The organism is Methyloceanibacter sp. (genome assembly GCF_035650995.1).
Classification (GTDB): Bacteria; Pseudomonadota; Alphaproteobacteria; order Rhizobiales; family Methyloligellaceae; genus Methyloceanibacter.
Genome location: NZ_DASRGO010000206.1, coordinates 1 through 21,381, shown reverse-complemented (window position 1 = coordinate 21,381; position 21,381 = coordinate 1). Strand labels below are relative to the sequence as shown.

Here is a 21,381-nt window from a genome sequence, read left to right as displayed (position 1 = left end):
TCGCTAGCCTATAACCCTCCCGACCCTGTCGCAGGACCGCCATTTTGATGCGGCTAGACTTGCCGTCTTAAGCTCACCGTCTTTGGCCGATCCTCGCGCCATCCCCACCGGACATCGGGACATAATCGATCATGCCTTGGAGCAATCAGAGCGGAGGCGGCGGCTGGAAAGGCGGCGGCGGCGGGCCTTGGGGCCCGCGTCCGGGCGGCCCGGGCCAGCAGCCCGATCTCGAGGAAATCTTGCGCCGCGGTCAGGACCGCATTCGCCAGGCCATGCCGGGCGGGGGCCTCGGCGGACCCTTCACGGCGCTCGCCGCGGTCGTCGTGATCGCTCTCGTCGGCTTCTTCGGCTTCACCGTACGCGTGAATCCGGACGAGCTCGGCATCGTGCTCAGATTCGGCAAATATGTGCGCCAGCTCCCGCCCGGCCTCAATTTCCGCTGGCCCTATCCGATCGAAGAGGTCGATCTGCCCAAGGTCACGCGCATCAACCGCATCGAGATCGGCATGCGCGGCTCCTCTGACCTGCAGCGCGACGCCTCGAGCGCGGTCCGCGACGTGCCCGAGGAAAGCCTGATGCTCACCGGCGACGAGAACATCGTCGATGTCGACTTCGTCGTGTTCTGGCAGATCAAGGACGCGGCGGCCTTCCTGTTCAACATTCAGAACCCGGAAGGCACGGTCAAGGACGTCGCCGAGAGCGCCATGCGCGAGATCGTCGGCCAGAGCGACATCGAGCCGATCCTCACCGAGGCTCGCGCCAAAACCGAAGCCGCCGCGCAGGAGTTGATGCAGAAGACTCTGGACAGCTACGGCGCCGGCGTCCTGATCAAGCAGGTGCAACTGCAAAAGGTCGATCCGCCGGCGCAAGTCATCGACGCCTTCCGCGACGTGCAGGCGGCGCGCGCCGATCAGGAGCGGCTGCAGAACGAAGCGCAGGCCTATGCCAACCGTATCATCCCCGAGGCGCGGGGCGAGGCCGAGCGCATCCTGCAGGCGGCGCAGGGCTATCGCGACCAGGTGATCGCGCTCGCCAAGGGCGACGCGGCCCGCTTCCTCAGCGTGTATGAGCAGTACAAGAAGGCCCCCGATGTCACCCGCAAGCGCATTTTCATCGAAACGATGGAGAAGGTGCTCTCCGGCACCGACAAAGTGATCATCGACGACAAGGCCGGTACCGGAGTCGTCCCCTATTTGCCGCTTCAGGAGTTCTCCAAGCGGCCGCCGTCTCCGGAGGGACAGCCGCAATGAACCGCACGGCTCTCACCTTCAGCCTCGTCCTGTTCGGCCTGATCGCCGTTCTCGGCTACCTCACGCTGTTTACCGTGAGCCAAACCCAACAGGCGATCGTGCTCGAATTCGGCAAACCCAAGCGCATCATCACCGAGCCGGGCCTGCAGTACAAAATCCCCTTCATTCAGAACGTCGAGTTCTTCGACAAGCGCATCCTCGACATCGACACGGCAAGCCAGGAAGTGATCGCTTCGGACCAGAAGCGGCTCGTGGTCGACGCCTTCGCGCGCTACAAGATCGTCGACCCGCTCCTGTTCTTCCAGAGCCTCGGCGACGAGAGCGTGGCCAATTCGCGGCTCGGCTTCATCCTCGAAAGTTCGCTCCGGCGCGTACTTGGCAGCGCGAGCTTCCAGAGCGTCGTCCGCGACAAGCGCGAAGAGTTGATGAAGATCATCGCCAGCCAGGTCAATCAGGAGGCGACGCCGTTCGGCGTCAACATCGTCGACGTGCGAATCAAGCGCGTCGATCTGCCCGAGGCCAACATGCAGGCGATCTACCGCCGCATGCAGACCGAGCGGCAGCGGCAGGCGGCTGAGTTCCGCGCCGAGGGCGAGGGCGCCTCGCGGCGCATCCGCGGCACCGCCGACCGCGAGGTCACGGTGATCAAAGCCGACGCCACGGGCGAGTCGGAGCGGATCAGAGGCGACGGCGACGCCGAGAAGAACCGCATCTACGCCGAGGCGTTCGGGCAGGACCCCGATTTCTTCGCCTTCTATCGCTCGATGCAGGCCTATGAGGGAGCGTTCAAGAGCGACGACACGCGCTTCCTGCTGAGCCCCGATTCGCAGTTCTTCAGATATTTCAACGACGCCGCCGGGAAGGCCGAGCAGCCGGGACCCTCGGCCCCTGCTCCTGCGCCCGCGCCGGCGAAGCCTTCCGAGGCGCCGCAGGGCCCTAGCGAGCAGGGGCCTGAGCCCGAGCAGGGCGCCCAAGCGGCTCCGCCGCCGGTGCCCAAGGATCGGTTCTCGGCCGGAGAGAGCACGCCCGAGGGCCAGGGAGCGCCCCAAGGCTCGCCTTGAAGCTATGAGCGATCTTGCCGTGGCGCTCGGGCTCGTCCTCGTCATTGAGGGACTGCTCTGGGCGCTCTCGCCTGGACTTGGCCGCAAGCTGCTGCAGGCCTCGGCGGAAATGCCGGAGGGTTCTTTGCGCCTCGCCGGCGCCGCGGCCGCGGCGTGCGGCGTTCTCATCGTCTGGCTCGTGCGCGGATAAGAGCGGGTGCAGACGAAGCGGCACCTGCTTTAGCTTGGCGTTTTCGGCTAGAATGGCGCCAAATCGCCGTGTGGCGACAAGCGATGCGGAGAGCTCGATCGATGGTTAAGCGATGCATGATGGCGGCACTCATTGGCGCTGTCCCGATGGCACGACGGGTGCTGGTGCCCGCCTCTTGTCTTGCGCTTCTCGTCATTGGCGCCACGCCGCTTCTCCCCGCGCAGAGCTTCGCGCGCGGCCCCGATTCGGTTGCCGACATCGCCGAGGGGCTGCAGGACTCGGTGGTCAACATTTCGACCACGCAGACGGTTAAGGGCTCCAAGGACGCCACCGGCATCGGGCCTGGCCCCAAGGGCTCGCCCTTCGAGGAGTTCTTCGACGATTTCTTCGATGAGGACAAAGAAGGCCTGCCGCGCAAAGTAAGCTCGCTCGGCTCTGGCTTCGTGATCGACCCCTCCGGCCTGATCGTCACCAACAACCACGTCATCGAGGGCGCCGACGAGATCATCGTCAACTTCACCGACGGCACCAAACTCAAGGTCACCAAGATCCTCGGCCACGATCCCAAGACCGACCTGGCGCTGCTCAAGGTCGAGCCCAAGAAGCCCCTTCACGCCGTGACCTTCGGCGATTCCTCGAAGATGCGCGTCGGCGACTGGGTGATGGCGATCGGCAACCCGTTCGGGCTCGGCGGCAGCGTCACCGTCGGCATCGTCTCCGCCACCAAGCGCGACATCAACGCCGGGCCCTACGACGATTTCATCCAGACCGACGCCGCCATCAACCGCGGCAATTCCGGCGGTCCCTTGTTCAACATGGACGGTCAGGTGATCGGTGTGAACACGGCGATCATCTCGCCGAGCGGCGGCTCGATCGGCATCGGTTTTGCCGTTCCCTCCAACAGCGCCGTGCAGGTCATCGATCAGTTGAAGCAATATGGCGAGACGCGGCGGGGTTGGCTCGGCGTGCACGTTCAGAACGTAACCGACGAGATCGCCGAGAGCTTGGGGCTCGATGGGGCGAAAGGCGCTCTCGTCGCCACCGTTACTCCCGACAGCCCGGCGGCGACCGCCGGCATTCAACCCGGCGACGTGATTCTCGATTTCGACAATCAACCGATCGAGAACGTACGCAGCCTGCCGCGCGCCGTGGCGGCGACGCCGATCGGCAAGAGCGTGCCGATCAAGCTCTTGCGCAAGAACGAGACCATCGCTCTCAATGTGACTGTCGGCCAGCTTCCCGCGAGCGAGGAGGCGGCCGATGACGCAACGCAAGACGAGAGCGGCACGCAAGAGGACGAAGCACCGGAGAAGGAGGAGCTGCTTGGGCTGTCCATCGCGCCCCTGACCGAGGATCTGCGCAGCCAATACGGCATCGGACGGTCGGTCGAGGGCGTGATCATCACCGACGTGAAGCCCGACAGCCCCGCCGCGCAGAAGGACGTCAAGCCGGGAGACGTGATCGTCGAGGTCACCCAGGAGAAGGTGAAGCTGCCGCGCGACGTGATGGCGCGGCTCGAAGCGGTCAAGAAATCGGGCCGCCGCACCGTCCTCCTGCTTCTCTCCGACGCCAAGGGCGAACTCAGATTCGTTGCCGTCCCCACGACGTGACGCACAAAGCCATTCTCATCGCCGGGCCGACCGCGAGCGGCAAGTCCGCCGCGGCGCTCGCTCTTGCCCAGCGTCTCACCGGCACCGTCATCAACGCCGATTCGATGCAGCTTTACAGCGAGCTCCGCGTTCTCTCGGCGCGGCCGAGCGAAGCTGACGAGGCGATCGCTCCGCATCGCCTGTACGGCATCGTAGCGGCAAGCGAAGCCTTCTCCGTCGGCCGTTGGCTCGAAAGCGCGGAAGCCGCGATCGCGGAAGCGAGAGAAGAGGGTAGGGTACCGATCCTGGTCGGTGGCACCGGACTCTATTTCAAGGCGCTGCTCGAGGGACTCGCGCCCGTTCCGGACATTCCGGCGGAAGTGCGCGCGCATTGGCGCGAGCGATCCGAACAGCTCGGCGCGGCGGCGCTTCATCAGGAGCTTCGCGCGCGCGACCCCGCCATGGCGGCGAAGCTCAGGCGGAGCGACCCGCAGCGCATCGTTCGCGCGCTCGAGGTGATCGATGCGACCGGCGTCTCGCTTGCGGAGTGGCAGGGCGCCGCCGCATCCCCGGTTCTCGAGCCGCACGAAGTGATCAGGCTCGTCGTCGCGCCCGAGCGCGAGCCGCTTTATGCGGCGATCGATGCCCGCTTCGATGGCATGATCGCGGCGGGCGCGATCGAGGAGGTCGAGGCGCTGCTCGCTCTCGGCCTCGACGAGGGCCTTCCCGCCATGCGCGCGCATGGCATGCGCGAGCTTGCGGCCTACCTTGCCGGGACGATCGGTCTCGAAGAAGCCGTCGCCAAGGCGAAGACCGAATCCCGGCGTTACGCCAAGCGGCAGATGACCTGGGCGCGGCGCTACATGGCTGATTGGGTGTGGTTCCCCGACGCGGCCGCAGCGGCTGCCTCGATTATGGATGTCGTCCCGCGAAAGCGGGACCCCCGGTCGTCTGCGACGCCAACTACACCGTGACCTGCGTGCCGATTTCGACCACCCGGTCGGTGGGGAGCTGGAAATAGCTCGAAGCGTCGTCGGCGTTCTTGGCGAGGATGATGAATAGCCGGTCCTGCCAGATCGGCATGCCCGACTTGGTCGCCGGCCGCACCGAGCGGCGGGACAGGAAGAAGGACGTCGACATGATGTCGAAGGTGAGGCCCTGTTTGCGGGCAAGCCCGAGTGCCTTCGGGATGTTCGGCGTCTCCATGAAGCCGAAGCGCAGCAACACGCGGGTGAAGATCTTGCCCAGCGGAGCGACGGTCACCCGCTCCCCCTGGGTCACTCGCGGCGTGCTTTCGGTAACGATGGTGAGCACGACGTTCTGCTCGTGCAGCACTTTGTAGTGCTTGAGGCTGTGCAGCAACGCCGTCGGCGCGCTGTCCGGGTCCGCCGTGAGGAACACGGCCGTACCGGGCACCCTGTGCGGCTGGTGCTTCTCCAGCTCCAGCGTCTCGATCAGATCCTCGATCGGCGTTTCGAGCCGGCGCGTCTTGGCGGCGAGGATGCGGGCGCCCTTAACCCAGGTCAGCATCACCGTCATGATCATGCCGCCGATCATGAGCGGTACCCATCCGCCCTGGAACACCTTGAGCAGATTGGCGCCGAGAAAGATGAGGTCGACGAACAGGAACGGCGTCATCAACGCGGCCGCGGCCCAAAGAGGCCAGCGCCAGTATTTCCAGATCACGATGAAGGCCATGATTGCGGTCACCACCATGGTGCCGGTCACGGCGATGCCGTAGGCCGAGGCGAGCGCGCCCGACGACCTGAACTGCACCACGAGAAGGAGCACGCCGACGAGCAGGATGAAGTTGACCCGCGGAATGAAGATTTGCCCGAATTGCGACTCCGAGGTGTGGCGAATCTCAAGCCGCGGCAACAGCCCGAGTTGAATCGCCTGGCGCGTGAGCGAATAGGCCCCGCTGATCACCGCCTGGCTGGCGATGACCGTTGCCGCCGTGGCGAGGATCACCATGGGGGCGAGCATCCAACTGGGGTAGAGCAGGAAGAACGGGTTATCGATGGCATGCGGGTCGGCGAGGAGGAGGGCGCCTTGGCCGAGATAATTGATGGTGAGGGCGGGAAGGCAGATGGTAAGCCAGGCCATCTTGATCGGGCCCCGGCCGAAATGGCCGAGATCGGCGTAAAGCGCTTCCGCGCCGGTCACCACGAGGAACACGGCGCCGAGAGTGAGAAGCCCGATCAGGCCGTTGGAGAGAAGGAAGCTCACCCCGTGCAGCGGATTGAAAGCGGCGAGCACGGCTGGAGTTTGTGCGACGTGCCAAGCACCGCCGAAAGCGAGAGCGATGAACCACACGACCGTTATGGGTCCGAAGAAGGTGGCGACACGAGCCGTGCCGTGCGACTGCACCGCGAACAGGGCAAATAGGATCACGACCGCGACCGGCACCACGTAAGGGGCGAGCGCCGGCTGGATGACCTCGAGGCCTTCCACTGCCGACAGCACCGAGAGCGCCGGCGTGATCATGGCGTCGCCGTAGAACAGGGCGGCGCTCGTTATGCCGAGCAGGAGGATGGTGAAGCCGTTGCCGCCGATCGCGCGCCGCGCGAGCGCCATCAGGGCGAGCGTGCCGCCTTCGCCGTTGTTGTCGGCACGCAGCAGGATCATCACGTACTTCACCGTGACGATGAGGATGAGCGCCCAGATGATGAGCGACAGGATGCCGAGAATGATCTCCTGGCTCGGCGGGGTATAGCCGCCGACTGCGGCAAGCACCGACTCGCGAAAGGCATAGAGCGGGCTCGTGCCGATGTCGCCATAGACGACGCCGATGCAGCCGAGCATCAGCGCGAAGAATTGCTCGTGCCCGCGCGAGGCCGCAAGCTCGGTTCCGTTGCTGTGCCCGGCGACGCTGGTGTTTGCTGCCATTGTCAGGAGAGTAATGCCGCGTGAAGACGCGGGCATAGACCTAAAAGGAGCGCTCTGTCCACAGTGCGGAACACCGGCGTCGGCTCACACCGTGACTTGCGTGCCGATCTCCACCACCCGGTCGGTCGGGAGCTGGAAATAGCTCGTTGCGTCGTCGGCGGTCTGCGCCAGAAAAATGAACAGATTGTCCTGCCAGGCGGGCATCCCCGAGCGAACGTCCGGGCGGAGCACGCGGCGCGACAGGAAGAACGACGTAGACATGATATCGAAGCTCCAGCCCACTTTGCGCGCGATGGCCAGCGCCTTGGGAATATTGGGCCGCTCCATGAACCCGAAATGCAGCACGACGCGCATGAACTGCTCGCCGATTTTCTGCATTTCCACGCGGTCCTGGAGCGCGATGCGCGGCACGTTCTCGACCACGATGGTGAGAATGACGTTGTTGTCGTGCAGCACCTTGTAGTGCTTCAGGCTGTGCAGCAGGGCCGTCGGCGCGCTCTCCGGCGCGGCGGTGAGAAACACGGCGGTGCCGGGCACGCGCGGCGGCGGCTTCTTCTCGAGCATCTTGATCAGATCCTCGACCGGCATTTCGAGCCGCCGCGTCTTGGCCATGAGAATATCCGCCCCCTTGCGCCAGGTCAGCATGACGGTGACGAGCGAGCCGCCGATCAGGAGCGGGACCCAGCCCCCTTGCGGGACTTTCAGCAGATTGGCGATCAGGAAGGTGAAGTCGATCAGCACGAAAGGAACCATGAGGGCCGCCGCGGCGCCGAGCGACCATTTCCACACCCGCCAGATCACGGTGAAGCCCATCAGCCCGTCGACCAGCATGGTGCCGGTGACGGCCACGCCATAGGCTGCGGCGAGCGCACCCGAGGAACGGAACAAGAGGACGAGGAGCACGACGCCGACAAGCAGCAGGGTATTGATGCGCGGAATGTAGATCTGTCCGGCCTGGGTCGCCGACGTACGTTTGATCTGAATGCGGGGCAGAAGACCGAGCTGGACCGCCTGGTTGGTGAGCGAAAAGGCGCCGGTTATCACGGCCTGGCTCGCGATGATGGTCGCGGCGGTGGCGAGCAGGATCATGGGGTAGAGACCCCATGACGGCACCATGCGGTAGAACGGGTTGGCGATCGCCGTGGGTTCGGAAAGAACGAGCGCCCCTTGTCCGAAATAATTGAGGACGAGCGCCGGCAGCACGAAATAGAGCCAGGCCGTCGCGATCGGCTTACGGCCGAAATGGCCGAGATCGGCATAGAGCGCCTCGGCGCCGGTCACGGCGAGGAACACCGCGCCGAGGGTGACCAGTCCGACGAAGCCGTGGCTGGCGAGGTAGTTGATCCCGTGCATCGGATTGAGCGCGGCGAACACGCCCGGCTCATCGGCGATATGGACGAGGCCGAGCGCGCCGAGGGTGACGAACCAGATGGTCATGATCGGTCCGAACAGAGAGGCCACGCGGGCCGTGCCGCGCGACTGCACGGCAAACAGGGCGAACAGGATGAGCACGGTGAGCGGGACCACATATTCCTGCAATTGAGGCGCGCCGACCTCGAGACCTTCGACCGCCGACAGGACCGAGATGGCGGGGGTGATGAGGGCGTCGCCGTAAAACAGGGAGGCGGCGATCATCCCCAGCACGAGCATGGTGAAGCGGATGCGCCCCTGGCCCAGCGCTCCTTGCGCCAGCGCCATGAGCGACAGCGTGCCGCCTTCGCCCTTGTTGTCGGCGCGCAGCAGGATGAGCACGTATTTGCAGGTGACGACGAGGATTAGTGCCCAGAGAATAAGTGACAGGACGCCGAGCACGCTCTCGCGCACGACAATGTTGCTTGGTCCCGCGGCCGCCTGCAACGCGACGCGAAAGGCATAGAGTGGGCTCGTGCCGATGTCGCCGAACACCACGCCCATGCTTCCGAGCGTGAGCGCCCAGAAGGTGTGGGGGGCATGCGCCTCCGCATCGACGCCATTGGCGACAGAAGATTCGGATTGGACCTGCGGCATCGGTGGGAGGAAAGAGCGTTAGGTGGATATCGCGAAAACGCCAGGAATGCCGACGCGATCCATCAAGGGTTAGCGAGATAAGCGGAAGCGCGCGTCTTGTCCAGCGTCCGGCCGTCAATTGGGTGAATTTCTGCGACCAATTGGGACCACTCGGGTGGGCGCAAGAAAAATGCGTAGAGATCGACCAATGCGCAATTTTTGCAAAGGTAGGTGCGGCTAAACTTATCATTCATTCGCAATTGCCGTTGACCCCCCGTCTTGAAAACCTTAGGGTGCGCGCCTTATTCACGCTTTTTCGCTATTCCTCGAGCTTTGACGGCCCCGCGGACCCTGAAGGCGCGAGGGCTTTCTTTTACCGAGTGAGTGAGAACGACATGTCGCGCGCGATGACAGGCGCCCAGATCGTGCTTGAGGCTCTCGCCGATCAAGGGGTCGAGCACATCTTCGGCTATCCCGGGGGTGCCGTGCTTCCGATCTACGACGAGCTGTTCCAGCAGGATCGCTTGAAGCACATCCTCGTGCGCCACGAGCAAGGCGCGGTTCACGCCGCGGAAGGCTATGCGCGCTCGACCGGCAAGGTCGGCGTGGTGCTTGTGACCTCAGGCCCCGGCGCGACCAACGCCGTCACCGGGCTGACCGACGCGCTGCTCGATTCGATCCCCCTCGTGTGCATTACCGGACAGGTGCCCACTCACCTGATCGGCAACGACGCGTTCCAGGAATGCGACACGGTCGGCATCACGCGGCCCTGCACCAAGCACAACTATCTGGTCAAGGACGTGAACAGCCTCGCCCGCGTCCTGCACGAGGCCTTCTACGTCGCGCGCACGGGCCGTCCCGGTCCGGTCGTGGTCGATATTCCGAAGGACATTCAATTCGCCAAGGGTATCTATTCCGGGCTCAGCAACTCGCAGCACAAGAGCTACAACCCCAAGACGGTCGGCGATGACCGCGCGATCCAGGCGGCCATCGAGTTGATGGCGGGCGCCAAGCGGCCGATCTTCTATACCGGCGGCGGCGTGATCAATTCGGGTCCGCTCGCGAGCGCGCGGCTCCGCGAGCTCGTGCGCATGACCGGATTTCCCATCACCTCGACGCTGATGGGGCTTGGCGCTTACCCGGCCTCAGACAAGCAGTGGCTCGGCATGCTCGGCATGCACGGCGCCTACGAGGCCAACAACGCCATGCACGATTGCGACGTGATGATCTGCATCGGCGCACGCTTCGACGACCGCATCACCGGCCGGATCGATGCCTTCTCGCCCGGCTCGAAAAAGATTCACGTCGATATCGACCGGTCCTCGATCAACAAGAACGTCAAGGTCGATCTCCCCATTGTCGGCGACTGCGCGCACGTGCTCGAGCAGATGATCGACGCGTGGGCCGCGCGGAAGCCCAAGCTCGACAAGGCTGCGCTCAAGGCTTGGTGGGCGACGATCGACAACTGGCGGGCGCGGAAATGCCTTCATTACCGCCACCGCGACGATGTGATCATGCCGCAATACGCCATCGAGCGGCTCTACGCGCTGACCCGAGACCATGACGTCTACATCACGACCGAGGTCGGGCAGCATCAGATGTGGGCGGCGCAATTTTTCAAGTTCGAGGAGCCGAACCGTTGGATGACCTCTGGCGGGCTCGGCACCATGGGTTACGGCCTGCCGGCCGCTGTCGGCGTTCAGGTGGCGCACCCGAAATCGCTCGTCATCGATATTGCCGGCGAGGCCTCGGTGCTGATGACCATGCAGGAGATGTCGACGGCGGCGCAGTACGACCTGCCGATCAAGATCTTCATTTTGAACAACGAATATATGGGCATGGTGCGGCAGTGGCAGGAGCTCCTGCACGGCGGCCGCTATTCCCATTCCTACACCGCGGCGCTGCCTGATTTCGTCAAGCTCGCCGAGGCCTATCAAGCGGTCGGCATCAGGGCCGAGAAGCCGTCGGAGCTCGACGATGCGATCCGGGAAATGATCGCCACGCCCAAGCCGGTCATCTTCGACTGCCGTGTCGACAAGCACGCCAACTGCTTCCCCATGATCCCGAGCGGGGAGGCGCACAACCACATGCTGATGGGCGACGACCTGACCGAAGAGGACATCGAGAACGCCATCACCGAGGAAGGCAAGGTGATGGTCTAACCATGACCTCGGGGACCCGCACAGTGCTGAACGTTCTGCTCGGCCTCAGGACGATCATGCTGATCGGCTCGGCCGGCGCCATCGTCGGCGCGCTGCTGATGTTCCTGCAAGGAGCGCGCTACCTTTATCACGCCTGGCACGATTTCTTTTCCGGCGCCCAGGTCGTGGTTCCGGTGCTCGAAGCCGTCGACGCCTTCCTGTTCGGCATCGTGCTCGTGATCTTCGCCTACGGCATCGCCATCGGCTTCGTGTTCACGCTGCCGGAGGGCTACGGCGAGAAGCTTCCCAACTGGATGAAGGTCGGAGGCGTGGGCCAGCTCAAGGCAACGCTCGCCGAGGTCGTTATCGTCGTCCTGATCGTCATCTTCGCCCGCGTCGTGGTCGGCACCGTCGATTCCGGCAAGCTGTTCGAATGGCCGATGCTGGTGCTTCCCGGCTCGATCTTTCTCATCGCGGCGGCGCTCCGCATGCTCGAGCTCGGGGGCAGGGGCGGTCCCAACTCGGAAGAGGGAGGGCATTGATGAGCCAGCCCGGTTCGGCATACCCGCTCGAGAAACGCGAGGAGAAGTCCGAAACCCACACCATGACCGTGCTCGTCGACAACGAGCCCGGCGTGCTTGCGCGCGTCATCGGCCTGTTCTCGGGGCGGGGCTACAACATCGAATCGCTCACCGTGTCGGAGACCGAGCACGAGGCGCATCTCTCCCGCATCACCATCGTCACCACCGGGACGCCATTGGTGATCGAGCAGATCCAGCATCAGTTGGAGCGGCTGGTGCCGGTCCACTCGGTGACCGATCTCACGGTCAAGGGCAACCCGATCGAGCGCGAGCTCGCCATGGTCAAGGTCGCCGGCAAGGGCGAGAAGCGGGTCGAGGCGCTGCGGCTCGCCGAGGCTTTCCGCGCCCAGGTGATCGACGCCTCGACCGAGCATTTCGTGTTCGAGATCACCGGCAAGCAGTCGAAGATCGAGCAGTTCATCACCTTGATGCAGCCGCTCGGCCTGGTCGAGGTTGCCCGCACCGGGCTTGCCGCCATCTCCCGCGGGCCCGAGCGGATGTGAGCTCGAGGCAAGAGCTGCGGTTAAGGCGAGACCTCAGCGACTCGGGGACGTGCACGTCACCTTTGTTTTCCTGCCGCTCCCGGTTGCGACACAGCATTGACCGCTGCTGCCGATCCAGAATGCCCCGTAGATCGCAAGGCAGCGGCACTTCGCATCGCAAATCTTCTGTGCCGCATCGGCGGAGCCGATATCGATGAATATCGACCCGAGAATTCCGAGCAAGACGGCAAAACACAAAGTTGAGGGTCGAGACATGGCTCCCCCCTTCACCTTCCATCTTCACAAATCTAATTCTAGCGCGGGACGTTGGCCTGATTTTGTCCGGAGGCCGAAGCCCTCATCGCTCTAGCCGCGCGCCTTCGCGCTGAACGCGTTCAGCAGGAAATTGGCGAGGAACACGAGAAGGCCCGCCAGCACCAAGAGCGAGCCGATCACGGCGAGCGCGATGGTCTGGTGCGCTTGCGCGAGCGGTATGCCCGCGATGAACAGGACCGCGCCGATGGGAAGATCACGAAATGGGCGGCCGCGAGCTTGCTCTCGGCGAGCGCCGGGTAGGCCCGATACATGAGCCCGAACAGTACCATCGAGGCGAAGCCCACGAGGTTGATATGGGCATGCACCGGCGCGAGCTCGAAATGCTCGCTCACGCCCACCCAGATGCCGAAGGCGAAGCCAGAAATGCCGAACAGCAGTCCGATCAAGATGAACCAGCGGTCGATGTTCTTCACGACGAATTCCTTCCTCAAATCGCTCCCCGGCCGGTCGGACGCGGGGCAAGACCCCTTGCAAAGTGCCGCTCCGGGCGTCACAAACGCGCCCGAGCAAACGAACCTTACAGGCAGGGGACACCCGTATGCGCGTTTACTACGATCGCGACGCCGATCTCAATCTCATCAAGGGCAAGAAGGTCGCCATTATTGGCTATGGCAGCCAGGGTCATGCGCACGCGCTGAACCTCAAAGACTCAGGCGTCAAGGACGTGGCCGTCGGCCTCCGCCCCGGCTCGAAGTCGGTCGCCAAGGCTGAGAAGGCGGGTCTCAAGGTCATGGACGTGCCTGAGGCGGCGAAATGGGCCGACGTGGTGATGATGCTCACCCCCGACGAGCTCCAGGCCGGCATCTGGGAAAAGGAGCTGAAGCCCAACATGAAGCAGGGCTCGGCCCTTTTCTTCGCCCACGGGCTCAACATTCATTTCAACCTGATCGAGCCGCGCCCCGACATGGATGTGTGCATGGTGGCGCCGAAGGGCCCCGGCCACACGGTGCGCGCGGAATATATGCGGGGTGCGGGCGTTCCCTGTCTCATGGCTATCGCCCAGGACGCGACCGGCAACGCGCACGACCTGACCCTCTCGTATGCCGCCGCCATCGGAGGCGGCAGAGCGGGCATCATCGAGACCACCTTCCGCGAGGAATGCGAGACGGATCTCTTCGGCGAGCAGTCGGTCCTGTGCGGCGGCCTCGTCGAATTGATGCGCAATGGCTACGAGACCCTCGTCGAGGCGGGCTATGCGCCGGAGATGGCCTATTTCGAATGCGTGCACGAGGTGAAGCTGATCGTCGACCTCATCTATGAGGGCGGCATCGCCAACATGAACTATTCTGTGTCGAACACCGCCGAGTACGGCGAGTACGTGTCCGGCCCGCGCGTTGTGGGCAAGGCGAGCAAGGAGGCGATGAAGGAAGTGCTCGCCGACATCCAGTCCGGCAAGTTCGTGAAGGATTGGATGCTCGAGAACAAGGTGAGCCAGACCTCGTTCAAGGCGATGCGCGCCAAATGCGACAACCACCAGATGGAAGAGGTGGGCAAGCGCCTGCGCGCCATGATGCCGTGGATCGCCGAGCGCAAGATGGTCGACAAAAGCAAGAACTAGCCTGGCGGACGGAGGGTTGCATGAGGGTCTTCGCTTCGGCGCCGGCATCTGTCGGCATTCTTGCGCTGGCGTTCTCTGTTCTGGCGGGCGCCGATTTGGCTTCAGCGAAGCCGAGCGATGAGCAATTGGCCGCGATCAAGGCCAATTGCCGCTCCGATTTCATGTCGAACTGCTGGGGCGTGCCCCGGGGTGGCGCCGAGGCGTTCCAGTGTCTCAAGGACCACCTCGCGAGTCTGTCGGCGCCCTGTCAGCAGGCGGTGAAAGCGGTGTTGGCCACGGCCGCGCCCCCGGCTGGGTCCGGCACGGCCGGGTCAGCGGCAAAGCCCGCGGCCGAGACCAAGCCAGCGGCGGCTCCGGTCGAGTCTTCGCCCGCGCCGGCGCCGGATGGGGCTGAGAATGCGGCCACGCCCGTATCGACCGACAAAGCATCCTCTGCCGCGTTCACCGCGACACAATCGGGCGCGGCGACGACTGCCGCCGGGCAGAGCGCGCCGTCGCCGGGGGCAAAGGGAGAAAGCTCCGCCGCCGTGTCCGCCCCGCCGGCAAAGGCCGCAGAAAAGGCGGCGCCTGCTGTTTCATCGAAGGCGGCGGTTCAAGGGCCGGACAATACTGCCGCAACAAGCGCTTCCGACGCCGTCTCTGCCGCGAAATCGAAGTCTGCCGCGACCGAAGCAACGGCTCCCGTTACACCTGCCGCAACGGGAGGTGCCACGCCGCCAACCATCGGCTTCATCCCGCCGCGGAAGAAGTTCCTGCTCGCGCGCGCCTGCCGCGCCGATTTCAACGCGCATTGCCCCGGCGTCGATCTCGGGCAAGGTCGCGCCATCAGCTGCCTCGAAGCCAACAAGCCCTCGCTGACGCCTGACTGCCGTGACGCTCTGGCCAAGCTCATGCGCTGAGCGCCGCCCGGGGGCCTCCGCCTTCCGTCCATCCACGGGTCTCCGCCGCACTTGGTTCAAAAGGCGCCGTTGCTCGCGTTGGACGATACAACCTAAACGTGTTGAATCGTCATCCTCTCGCTTTAGTAGATTTAAACGGAGGATGCGCCCATGAAGTTCGATGCCGAAGGCATAGCCAAAGAAATCGTTGGACAGGTCGCTACCGCCCAGAAGAGCGGGCCTGCGGCGGCCTCGATCACGGTCGCGGCAGTGAAACCGAGCGACTTCTGCTCGATCTGGCCCAAGGCCAAGCCCGTGCTGGAATTCTTGGCTGGGGTGGTGGTGTTCATCCCCGGGGCTGGCGCAACGGCGGGTGCAGTGCTTCAGGGCCTGATCAAGGTTGGAGACCAGGTCGCCTCCCAAATGTGCGGCGGCTGAGGATCCGATCGATAAATCGCGGCGAGTTGGCAGTTGAGGCGAAACTAGGCGCGGGCTGGTTTCGCCTTCTTTCCGTCCGCCAGGGGCGGGGCGAGTTGAAAGTCCCCAGACGGTATCCGCGGGCGGTAAAAGTCGTGGATGGCCGCACCAAGCCGGGCACGATTGGGTCCGTTTGACGGTAGAGTTCGTGCATTCCCTTGAGCTTGGGGGCACGCGAGCGATGCTGATCACCCGCTACGCCAAGATCGTCATGAGCCTTGCGCTCGCTTCCTTCTGCCTGCTCGTGACCTTCGACAACATCACCGACTACGGCACGAACTATCTCTTCGTGCAGCACGTCATGAGCATGGACACGACCTTTCCCGGCAACGCGCTCATGTACCGTTCGATCACCAACCCGCTGCTTTGGCAGATCGCCTATGCGCTCATCATCGCCGCCGAGGGCGTAACCGGCGCGCTCTTTTTCGCCGGAGCCGTCCGCCTGTTTCAGGTCCGCAACGAGCCGGCCGAAGTGTTCAATCAGGCCAAGGTCTATACGGTCGCAGCCTGCCTGCTCGCCTTCCTCGTCTGGTATTTCGGCTTCATGGTCGTCGCCGGCGAGTGGTTCGCCATGTGGCAATCCTCCACCTGGAACGGGCAAGAGGCCGCCTTCCGCTTCTATATGGCGGTGCTCGGGGTGCTTATCTTCGTCAATCAGCCCGATGCCGAGCTACCGGGCTTCGTTCCGCCCCCTCTGGCCACCCCGCGCCGGCGCCGCCCCGACAAGCAAAAGCGCGGCGAGACTGCCTGACGCGGGCGGCGTTTTAGACCGATTGTGGCTGGGCAACGCGAGGGGTATTATTCAATCCATGTTCGAGCAGCCGCGCGCCGAAAGGCGTTAGGGGGGCTGCTGCCTACGGACTGCGAGGTTTACTTTCGCGGAAGGAGGCTAGAACATGGCCATTGCCCTCACATTGGAACGATATCTCGACTCGAAGCACGTCAAATACGAGGTGATTGCGCACGAGCCGACCAGCACCTCGATGCAGACGGCCGAGACCTGCCGCATACCGGGCGACCGTCTGGCCAAGGCCGTCCTGCTTCGCGACGACGTCGGCTATGCCGTCGCCGTGCTTCCCGCTTCGCATCACATCCGGCTTTCCGAGCTCAAGAGGCAATTCGGCAGCGATGTCGAGCTTGCCACCGAGCGCGAGGCCGAAGAGCTGTTCGAGGATTGCGCGCGAGGCGCCATACCGGTCGTGAGCGAGTGCTACGGCCTCGATATGCTCGTTGACGACAGCATCGACGAGCAGCCCGACGTTTATTTCGAGGGCGGCGATCACGAGACGCTGATCCATATGAGCCACCGTGAGTTCGCCGGTCTCACCGCCACGGCGCGTCACGCGAGCTTCAGCGCGCGCCACTGAGCCCGCGCTGGTCGAACGGCCGGCTGTCGAGGCTTCTCCCCTCAGAAGAAGCCTCGACGTCCGCCCTTGGGCTTGCCCACGGGCGGCCTTGGCATTAATTTGCGCGCCATGCAGAGGCTGAGCAGCCAGATCGGGTTCGCAACCGGCGCCGTCGCGCCGGCGACCGCGCTCGCCCTTTTGAAACTCGTCCTTAGTCGCCCCTGAGCTCCTCAGGGCCTCGCACAACGGCGGGGCGGGCGTTCAGGGGACACCAGGCTAAACCCGCGAAAATTCAATCGACTCGTCAGTCATGTTAGACTGACGTCCACGAGCTAAGGACGAGACACATGGATTCCAACCGCAAAGACCCGACGCCCGCGCAGCCCGAGCGCGAGCGCGTGGTCATCTTCGACACGACCTTGCGCGACGGCGAGCAGTGCCCTGGCGCCACCATGACCTTCGACGAGAAGCTCGAGGTGGCCGAACTGCTCGACGAGATGGGCGTCGACATTATCGAGGCGGGCTTCCCTATCGCCTCGGAGGGCGATTTCAACTCGGTGCAGGAGATCGCGCGGCGCGCCAAGAAAGCGGTGATCTGCGGGCTCGCGCGGGCGCAGATGAAAGACATCGACCGCTGCGCCGAAGCGATCAAACCGGCCAAGCGCGGCCGCATCCACACCTTCATCGGCACATCGCCGCTCCACCGCAAATATCAGATGGGGATCGACGAGGCCGAGGTGCTTGCCCGCGTCACGGCCTCCGTGGCCCGCGCCCGGAGCTACACCGACGACGTCGAATGGTCGGCGATGGATGCGACCCGCACCGAGCACGATTTCCTGTGCCGCTGCGTCGAGGCGGCGATCAAGGCCGGCGCCACCACCGTCAACATTCCCGACACGGTCGGCTACGCCACGCCGGACGAATTTGCGGCGCTCATCCGCATGATCGTCGAGCGGGTGCCGGGCGCCGAGCGCACGGTGTTCTCGACCCATTGCCACAACGATCTCGGCCTCGCCGTCGCCAATTCTTTGGCGGGCGTGGCCGCCGGCGCGCGTCAGGTCGAGTGCGCCGTCAATGGGCTCGGCGAGCGGGCGGGGAATGCGGCTCTCGAGGAGATCGTCATGGCCATCAGGACGCGCGGCGATGTGATGCCGTTCTACACCGGCATCGACACCACCATGCTGACGCGCGCCTCCAAGCTCGTCTCGCGCGTGACCGCCTTCCCGGTGCAGTACAACAAGGCCATCGTCGGCCGTAACGCTTTCGCCCACGAGAGCGGGATCCACCAGGACGGCGTGCTGAAGCACGCCGAGACCTTCGAGATCATGACCCCGGAGAGCGTCGGGCTGAAGGAATCCTCGCTCGTCATGGGCAAGCACTCCGGGCGCCACGCCTTCCGTGAGAAGCTGAAGGAGCTCGGCTACGAGCTCGGCGACAACGCCTTCGAGGATGCCTTCATCCGTTTCAAGGCGCTCGCCGACCGCAAGAAGCACGTCTATGACGAGGATCTCGAGGCTTTGGTCGACCAGGAGATTGCCTCGGCTCACGACCGCATCAAGGTCGCCGCGCTGACGGTGATTGCTGGTACCGGGGGACCCAAGAAAGCCACCATCACCCTCGACCTCGAAGGCAGACACCAGACTTATGAGGCGACGGGCGATGGTCCGGTTGACGCGACCTTCAACGCCATCAAGGCCATCGTTCCGCACGAAGCAAAGCTTGCGCTGTACCAGGTGGGCGCGGTCACCGAAGGTACCGACGCCCAGGCCGAGGTGACGGTGCGGCTCGAGGCCGACGGCAAGACCGTGACGGGGCGCGGCTCCGATACCGACACCCTCGTCGCCTCGGCGCGCGCCTATGTGAGCGCGCTGAACAAGCTGCTCGCGCGCGAGGGACGGCGGAAGCCCGAAAGCATGCTCGCTTCTTAGGCCCCCGAATCACTCGATCCGGAATTCGAGGCGGCCGGTGGACGTCGGCCGCCTCGGTTTTGCGCGGGCTCCTTGACCAAATCCGATTGAGGGCCGCCACATTGTGACAAGTGCTTAAAACTTCGCCTTAACATCCTGCAAATTGTGGCAAAGGGCGTCGCCAAAGAGGGCGCAAGCGGTGCCGTCTTCCGCCGGACTCTGGCAAGCAAATTGTTTTTTCGAATCAGGCTTCCGACGCATTGCTCGCTAGACCAATTTGCCGCAACATGGCGCAACGCGCAGGCGACGGCGAAGCACGTTTGACGCTGTCAATCGGGCGTAATTTTAGTGGCGTTCTTGGCTCTCGGTGCTGAGCCGAATTGAGGCGGGAGTATGTTCTCGCAAGCTTTCGGCCTTGTCTCAAGGGACATGGCCATCGATCTAGGCACGGCCAACACGCTGGTTTACGTGCCCGGGCGGGGGATTGTTCTTGACGAGCCTTCGGTCGTCGCCGTCACGCAACAGCGCGACGGCGAGCGCAAGGTCATCGCCGTCGGCCGCGAAGCCAAAACCATGCTCGGCCGCACGCCGAGCAAGATCGAGACCATCCAGCCGCTGCGCGACGGCGTGATCGCCGACTTCGCCGCGGCCGAAGAGATGATCAAGCATTTCATTCGCCGCGTGCAGCGCCGCTCGCTGTTCTCCAGCCCGCGCATCATGATCTGCGTCCCGGCGAGCGCCACTCCGGTCGAGCGTCGCGCCGTACACGAGGCGGGACTTTCGGCGGGCGCAAGGCGCGTCTACCTGATCGAGGAACCGGTCGCGGCGGCGATCGGGGCCGGCCTACCCATCACCGAGACGCGCGGCTCGATGATCGTCGATATCGGCGGCGGCACGACCGACATCGCCGTTCTGTCGATGGGAGACGTGATCTACTCGCATTCGATCCGCACCGCCGGCAACGCCATGGATGAGGCGATCGTCAATTACGTGCGCTTCAAGCACCATCTTCTGATCGGCTCGGCGAGCGCCGAGGCCGTCAAGAAGGAGCAAGGCTCCGCGCTCGCCAAGGCCAACGGCGAACGCGTCACCATCCACATGAAGGGGCGCGACCTGCAACGCGGCTTCCCCACCGAGATCGAGCTCGAGCCGCAGGACATCGCCGAGGCGCTGAGCCTGCCCATCCAGCAGATCGTCGGCGGAATTCGCCAGGCGCTTGCCGACGTTCCGCCCGAGCTCGTCGCCGATCTGTGCGACTCGGGCATCTATCTTACGGGAGGAGGGGCGCTGCTCGAACGGCTCGACGTGCGGCTCGCCCAAGAAACCGGCGTCAAGTTCAAGATCGCCGAAGATCCCTTGCGCTGCGTGGTGCGGGGAACCGGCATGGTCTTGGAGCAGCTCGACGCCATGGCTCATCTTCTGATCAAGCCGTGAGCCAACGGTACTGACGAAGGGGCTTCCGGCTTGCGAGCCCCATAGAGAGGAAGGCGCTTCCCAAGGCGCCGCCTCGAGCGAGATTTAAGGATGCGTGGGGCGGCATCGTCGATCTACCGCGATCCCCGCCGCTCATGGCGGCGGGCTCGGGGCGAGCTTCTCACCTTCACGCTCTATTTCTTCTGCGCACTGCTGCTGGTGCTGAGCCGTCTCGGCAATGGCGGCCTCGACGAGGCGCGCGCGCGCTTGGTCGATCTCAGCGCTCCGCTGCTCGAGGCTGCCTCTATTCCCGTGCTCGAGGGGCGTCAGTTTCTGATGCGCGCACGCTCCTATGCCGATGCTTTCCGGGAGATCGATCGGCTCAAGGCCGAGAACGAGCAGCTCAGGCAGTGGGAGTGGAACGCCAAGCTGCTCGAGCGCAAGAACGCGCGGCTGCGTGCCTTGCTCAACGCGGTGGACGAGCCCGCCCTCCACTTCGTCACCGGCAGCGTCATCGCCGATGCGCGCGGGCCGTTTCTCAGGAGCGCGCTGATCAACCTCGGCCGCGACAACGGTGTTCGCATCGGCTACGCGGTCATCGACGGCGACGGTCTCGTCGGGCGGACGGTCGATGCCGGCTCATCGGTTACGCGCGTGCTTCTGTTGAACGACCTCAACAGTCATATCCCGGTGCTGGTCGGGCCGGCCGGCGTGCGCGCCATGGCCTCGGGCGACAACAGCGCCGAGCTCAGGCTCGATTTCCTTCCCGACGGGGCCACGATCTACGAGGGCGACGAGGTCTATACCTCGGGCAGCGAGGGCATGCTTCCGCGCGGACTTCGCGTCGGCACCGTGACCGGCACGCGGGGCGCCTTCAGGGTGCGCCCCTATGCCGATCTCGGCGCGCTCGACGTGGTGAGCGTCCTATTCTTCGACACGCCCGAGCTGGTGAGCAGCGATCCCGTCGCGGGTCCCATCGACCGTCCCTTGTCGGCGACGCCTGCGAGCGCGACGCCGCCCGCAAGCCTAACCTCCGGACCGGCCGCCGCACCGGTCGAACCCGCTCCGCCCGTCAACCCGGTTGGCGCTGCCGTCAAACATGCCGGCGGCGAGGAGGCCGTCCCGGCCCAGGCTGCCACAGCGGCCCAAGCCGACCCATGAGCACGATCCTGCCTGCGCTCTCGGTCCTCTTCGCGGTTCTCGCAACCGCGGTGCCTTGGGGTTTGCCGGCCGATGCGAGCTTCACCCTTCCGCTCGTCGTGGTGATGATGGTGTTCTGCTGGCGCATCATGCCCGA

Annotated in this window: 19 protein-coding genes; 16 read left to right on the top strand and 3 right to left on the bottom strand. The window is 64.5% G+C overall.

What is annotated here, in order from left to right; genetic code table 11:
* Window positions 1–131: 131 nt before the first annotated feature.
* From hflK to miaA, 5 genes are all read left to right on the top strand, one after another.
* Window positions 132–1,250 (top strand): FtsH protease activity modulator HflK, encoded by a 1,119-nt coding sequence (gene hflK, locus VFB18_RS15365; RefSeq protein ID WP_324977282.1) that lies wholly within the window; start codon window positions 132–134, stop codon window positions 1,248–1,250.
* Window positions 1,247–2,311, top strand: coding sequence for a protease modulator HflC (hflC, locus tag VFB18_RS15360; RefSeq protein WP_324977279.1), 1,065 nt, complete (start codon window positions 1,247–1,249; stop codon window positions 2,309–2,311). Before hflK ends, hflC begins: the two co-directional genes overlap by 4 nt.
* 4 nt (window positions 2,312–2,315) lie before the next feature.
* On the top strand, window positions 2,316–2,501 hold the full coding sequence (locus VFB18_RS15355; RefSeq protein ID WP_324977276.1) for a DUF2065 domain-containing protein: 186 nt from the start codon (window positions 2,316–2,318) through the stop codon (window positions 2,499–2,501).
* A 146-nt stretch (window positions 2,502–2,647) separates the two neighbouring features.
* Complete coding sequence (locus tag VFB18_RS15350) at window positions 2,648–4,111, top strand: DegQ family serine endoprotease (RefSeq protein ID WP_324977273.1); 1,464 nt, start codon at window positions 2,648–2,650, stop codon at window positions 4,109–4,111.
* Entirely contained in the window at window positions 4,108–5,064 is a 957-nt protein-coding gene (miaA, locus tag VFB18_RS15345; protein WP_324977270.1) for a tRNA (adenosine(37)-N6)-dimethylallyltransferase MiaA, read from the top strand. Before VFB18_RS15350 ends, miaA begins: the two co-directional genes overlap by 4 nt.
* Here the strand turns inward: miaA and VFB18_RS15340 are convergent.
* Together VFB18_RS15340 and VFB18_RS15335 are read right to left on the bottom strand one after the other, a co-directional pair.
* Window positions 5,054–6,979 (bottom strand): potassium transporter Kup, encoded by a 1,926-nt coding sequence (locus VFB18_RS15340; protein WP_324977267.1) that lies wholly within the window; start codon window positions 6,977–6,979, stop codon window positions 5,054–5,056. The two genes, miaA and VFB18_RS15340, sit on opposite strands and share 11 nt — an antisense overlap.
* A gap of 84 nt (window positions 6,980–7,063) precedes the next feature.
* On the bottom strand, window positions 7,064–8,986 hold the full coding sequence (locus tag VFB18_RS15335) for a potassium transporter Kup (RefSeq protein WP_324977263.1): 1,923 nt from the start codon (window positions 8,984–8,986) through the stop codon (window positions 7,064–7,066).
* 374 nt (window positions 8,987–9,360) lie between these two features.
* Here VFB18_RS15335 and VFB18_RS15330 point away from each other — a divergent pair, with 374 nt between their 5' ends.
* Genes VFB18_RS15330 through ilvN form a run of 3 tightly spaced genes read left to right on the top strand, consistent with a single transcriptional unit; the run spans window position 9,361 to window position 12,190 of the window.
* Window positions 9,361–11,127 carry an acetolactate synthase 3 large subunit gene (locus VFB18_RS15330; protein WP_324977350.1) on the top strand — a complete coding sequence of 589 codons (1,767 nt, stop codon included), beginning with the start codon at window positions 9,361–9,363 and terminating at the stop codon, window positions 11,125–11,127.
* A 2-nt stretch (window positions 11,128–11,129) separates the two neighbouring features.
* Window positions 11,130–11,648: a YqhA family protein gene (locus VFB18_RS15325; protein WP_324977260.1), complete on the top strand. Its 519-nt coding sequence runs from the start codon at window positions 11,130–11,132 to the stop codon at window positions 11,646–11,648.
* Window positions 11,648–12,190, top strand: a complete 543-nt coding sequence (gene ilvN, locus VFB18_RS15320; RefSeq protein WP_324977257.1) for an acetolactate synthase small subunit — start codon at window positions 11,648–11,650, stop codon at window positions 12,188–12,190. The genes VFB18_RS15325 and ilvN overlap by 1 nt, the downstream gene beginning before the upstream one ends.
* 431 nt (window positions 12,191–12,621) lie before the next feature.
* Here ilvN and VFB18_RS15315 read toward each other — a convergent pair whose 3' ends face one another.
* Complete coding sequence (locus tag VFB18_RS15315; protein ID WP_324977254.1) at window positions 12,622–12,918, bottom strand: hypothetical protein; 297 nt, start codon at window positions 12,916–12,918, stop codon at window positions 12,622–12,624.
* A gap of 125 nt (window positions 12,919–13,043) precedes the next feature.
* On the opposite strand from VFB18_RS15315, the gene ilvC reads away from it, so the two are divergent.
* The 8 genes from ilvC to mreC all read left to right on the top strand — a co-directional run bounded on the left by ilvC (window position 13,044) and on the right by mreC (window position 21,245).
* Window positions 13,044–14,063 (top strand): ketol-acid reductoisomerase, encoded by a 1,020-nt coding sequence (ilvC, locus tag VFB18_RS15310; RefSeq protein WP_324977251.1) that lies wholly within the window; start codon window positions 13,044–13,046, stop codon window positions 14,061–14,063.
* Window positions 14,064–14,083: 20 nt separating this feature from the next.
* A complete protein-coding gene (locus tag VFB18_RS15305; protein ID WP_324977249.1) occupies window positions 14,084–14,962 on the top strand; it encodes a hypothetical protein in 879 nt (292 codons plus the stop codon).
* Between the two features lie 150 nt (window positions 14,963–15,112).
* On the top strand, window positions 15,113–15,379 hold the full coding sequence (locus tag VFB18_RS15300) for a hypothetical protein (protein WP_324977247.1): 267 nt from the start codon (window positions 15,113–15,115) through the stop codon (window positions 15,377–15,379).
* 220 nt (window positions 15,380–15,599) lie between these two features.
* Window positions 15,600–16,169: a DUF2165 domain-containing protein gene (locus VFB18_RS15295; protein ID WP_324977244.1), complete on the top strand. Its 570-nt coding sequence runs from the start codon at window positions 15,600–15,602 to the stop codon at window positions 16,167–16,169.
* Window positions 16,170–16,314: 145 nt separating this feature from the next.
* Complete coding sequence (locus VFB18_RS15290; RefSeq protein WP_324977241.1) at window positions 16,315–16,785, top strand: YbaK/EbsC family protein; 471 nt, start codon at window positions 16,315–16,317, stop codon at window positions 16,783–16,785.
* 326 nt (window positions 16,786–17,111) lie between these two features.
* Complete coding sequence (locus VFB18_RS15285; RefSeq protein ID WP_324977238.1) at window positions 17,112–18,692, top strand: 2-isopropylmalate synthase; 1,581 nt, start codon at window positions 17,112–17,114, stop codon at window positions 18,690–18,692.
* Between the two features lie 372 nt (window positions 18,693–19,064).
* Window positions 19,065–20,105 (top strand): rod shape-determining protein, encoded by a 1,041-nt coding sequence (locus tag VFB18_RS15280; protein WP_324977235.1) that lies wholly within the window; start codon window positions 19,065–19,067, stop codon window positions 20,103–20,105.
* A 90-nt stretch (window positions 20,106–20,195) separates the two neighbouring features.
* Window positions 20,196–21,245, top strand: coding sequence for a rod shape-determining protein MreC (gene mreC, locus VFB18_RS15275; protein ID WP_324977232.1), 1,050 nt, complete (start codon window positions 20,196–20,198; stop codon window positions 21,243–21,245).
* The last annotated feature ends 136 nt before the right edge of the window (window positions 21,246–21,381 follow it).